The organism is Dolichospermum circinale AWQC310F, assembly GCF_000426925.1.
In the GTDB taxonomy this organism is placed as follows: Bacteria; Cyanobacteriota; Cyanobacteriia; order Cyanobacteriales; family Nostocaceae; genus Dolichospermum; species Dolichospermum circinale.
The window spans coordinates 14,458-16,679 of record NZ_KE384680.1 but is presented as its reverse complement, the minus strand read 5'-3'; the positions used below and the strand labels follow the sequence as shown (position 1 = coordinate 16,679).

Below are 2,222 nucleotides of genomic sequence, written 5' to 3'. Positions count from 1 at the left end.
ATTATCTATATATTCCTTCATCTTTTCCTGTGTAGTCTTCAAACTATCACTAGGAGAAAGTAACTCAATTACAAAATCAGGACAAATAGGAGGAAACTTTTGTTTTTCCTCATCACTTAAAGCATCCCATCTTTCTAACTTAATCCAAGAAGCATCAGGAGAACGATCTGCACCATTAGGTAACTTAAAACAAGTGGAAGAATCAAAAGCTATCCCAGTACCATCAACATCAGTCCAATTCATTACTTGTTGAGTAATTCTCGCATTTTTATTTCCCGTTTCTCCTCCAGTTGGTGGCATAATAATTAAATCTCCATTTGCATTTCTTTCAAATCTCAAGTCGCGGTTGTTTTGACATAGCTCAAAAAACTGCTCATCAGTCATATCTATCACTGATTTAAAATTGACAGTTAAAGCATTCATAGTCCTATCCTCATAAAAAGTTAAGGCAATATTTTTAACTATTTCATCTCCCATTATATACCATTAATCTGATTTTTAGGTATTTCTTGAATTGTTTGATGAGATACTCCTAAAATTTCGGCAAGAGGAGACGGTGGAGGTTATACGGGTTTTGCATGCAGCGAGAGATTTAGAGGACATATTGCCATTTTTAGATGAGGAAGTTTAATTTTTTGATCGCACATCCTCCAAACCCCAAACAGCGAACTGACAAGTCAGCGCTTGCGCTATCGCACTCCCCATATCCGAAAACAGGATATAGTGAAATTAGAGTAAAACTACAAATAACCAAAAATGTATGTCTAATTATCAAGAATTGTTAGAACAAGCTAAAAATCTGACCCCTGAAGAACAGCTTAAATTAGTTGAAAATTTATCTATCTTAATTCGTCAACAATTGAAAATGGCATCGAAACCAAAGCGTAGTATTTTAGAATTGCGTGGTTTAGGTAAGGAAATTTGGGGAAATATTGACGCTCAGGAATATGTCAATCGGGAGCGTGATTCATGGAATGGTTAAATAAATTACAGGGTAAAATAGTAGGTTTAGATACAGCACCACTAATTTATTTTATAGAAGAAAATCCTAGTTATTTAGAAGTTACAGGTACTTTTTTTACAGCAATGTATAGAGGTGAATTTAGTGTTGTCACGTCGGTTTTAACTGTATCAGAAGTTTTAGTTTATTCTTTACGTGCGGGAAATACGATATTAGCTCAACAATATCGTGATATTTTTTTCAATTCGCAAGGTTTAACAACTATTGAAGTTTTACTAGATATTGCTGAAAATGCAGCTAAATTAAGAGCAGATTACAATTTAAGAACGCCGGATGCTATTCAAATGGCCACTGCTATTTATGGTGGTGCGTCTTTTTTCTTAACCAATGATATTCGTTTACCTTCTTTACCAGGATTAACGGTTTTGGTTTTAAATCAATTGATGAGTTAAGTGCTTTGAAATACAGCGAACTGACAAGTCAGCGCTTCGCTATCGCACTTCCTCAAACCCCAAACAGCGATTCCTAGATCGCGCAACGCTTACGCACCCCCAACATCCCCAAAACTTAGAAAAATATTGCATCTATACTTTGACTGATTTTTCAGCAGCATTAATTAATATTTCATCCATCCAAGCATTGATACTTTTTCCAGCTTTTTTAGCTGCAATAAAAATTTTTCTGTGATGTTCTGGAGTAGTTCTAAATGGCAATTTTCCAGAAAAAGTTTTATCAGGTTCTTCTCCTAATTCTTCACAAAAAGCTAGATAACCATCAATAGAAGTTTCAAATTCTTGACGTGCTTCTTCGACAGTTTTAGCTTTAAAAGTAATTACATCATTAATATCAAGAACTCTTCCAAAAAGTATTCCTGCTTCTACATCTACTTCAATTGATGCTGTATATCCTTTGTAAGTCAACATAATTTTAATAATCCTCACTCAGTTTTTTTGTGATTGATTTTACTACAAACTATTTATGGTTCAATTCCTGCTTTTATCAAAAATTCTCTCACTGCTTTTACTGCTCCTTTATCGGTTTCTTTTTCTGGATGTGGTTCATGAAAATAACCTCTAACATCATTTAATTTAACTCTAACTCTTGAACCGCTAGCTTGACTAATATCAGCACCTAAAGCTGTAAATAAATTTTCTATATCTTGCCAAATAATATTTGCTGGTACAGGATTTGTAAAAATTAATTCTAAAATCTTTTGCTGTTTATTATTAATATTTATCCTTTTTTACTTTTAACAGAAGCT

5 protein-coding genes are annotated in these 2,222 nt (G+C 33.5%); 2 read left to right on the top strand and 3 right to left on the bottom strand.

Annotation, left to right across the window (positions count from 1 at the left end; genetic code table 11):
• A partial coding sequence (locus ACIR310F_RS0110615; protein ID WP_028083814.1) for a Uma2 family endonuclease occupies nt 1-423 on the bottom strand: 423 nt, incomplete at its 3' end.
• Between the two features lie 337 nt (nt 424-760).
• On the opposite strand from ACIR310F_RS0110615, the gene ACIR310F_RS0110610 reads away from it, so the two are divergent.
• Together ACIR310F_RS0110610 and ACIR310F_RS0110605 are read left to right on the top strand one after the other, a co-directional pair.
• Entirely contained in the window at nt 761-982 is a 222-nt protein-coding gene (locus tag ACIR310F_RS0110610) for a hypothetical protein (protein ID WP_028083813.1), read from the top strand.
• Nucleotides 970-1,413: a type II toxin-antitoxin system VapC family toxin gene (locus ACIR310F_RS0110605; protein WP_028083812.1), complete on the top strand. Its 444-nt coding sequence runs from the start codon at nt 970-972 to the stop codon at nt 1,411-1,413. The genes ACIR310F_RS0110610 and ACIR310F_RS0110605 overlap by 13 nt, the downstream gene beginning before the upstream one ends.
• A 132-nt stretch (nt 1,414-1,545) precedes the next feature.
• Here the strand turns inward: ACIR310F_RS0110605 and ACIR310F_RS0110600 are convergent, their stop codons facing one another.
• Nucleotides 1,546-1,884 (bottom strand): type II toxin-antitoxin system HicB family antitoxin, encoded by a 339-nt coding sequence (locus tag ACIR310F_RS0110600; protein WP_028083811.1) that lies wholly within the window; start codon nt 1,882-1,884, stop codon nt 1,546-1,548.
• A 53-nt stretch (nt 1,885-1,937) separates the two neighbouring features.
• Nucleotides 1,938-2,198: a type II toxin-antitoxin system HicA family toxin gene (locus ACIR310F_RS24305; protein WP_071604820.1), complete on the bottom strand. Its 261-nt coding sequence runs from the start codon at nt 2,196-2,198 to the stop codon at nt 1,938-1,940.
• Nucleotides 2,199-2,222: the final 24 nt, after the last annotated feature.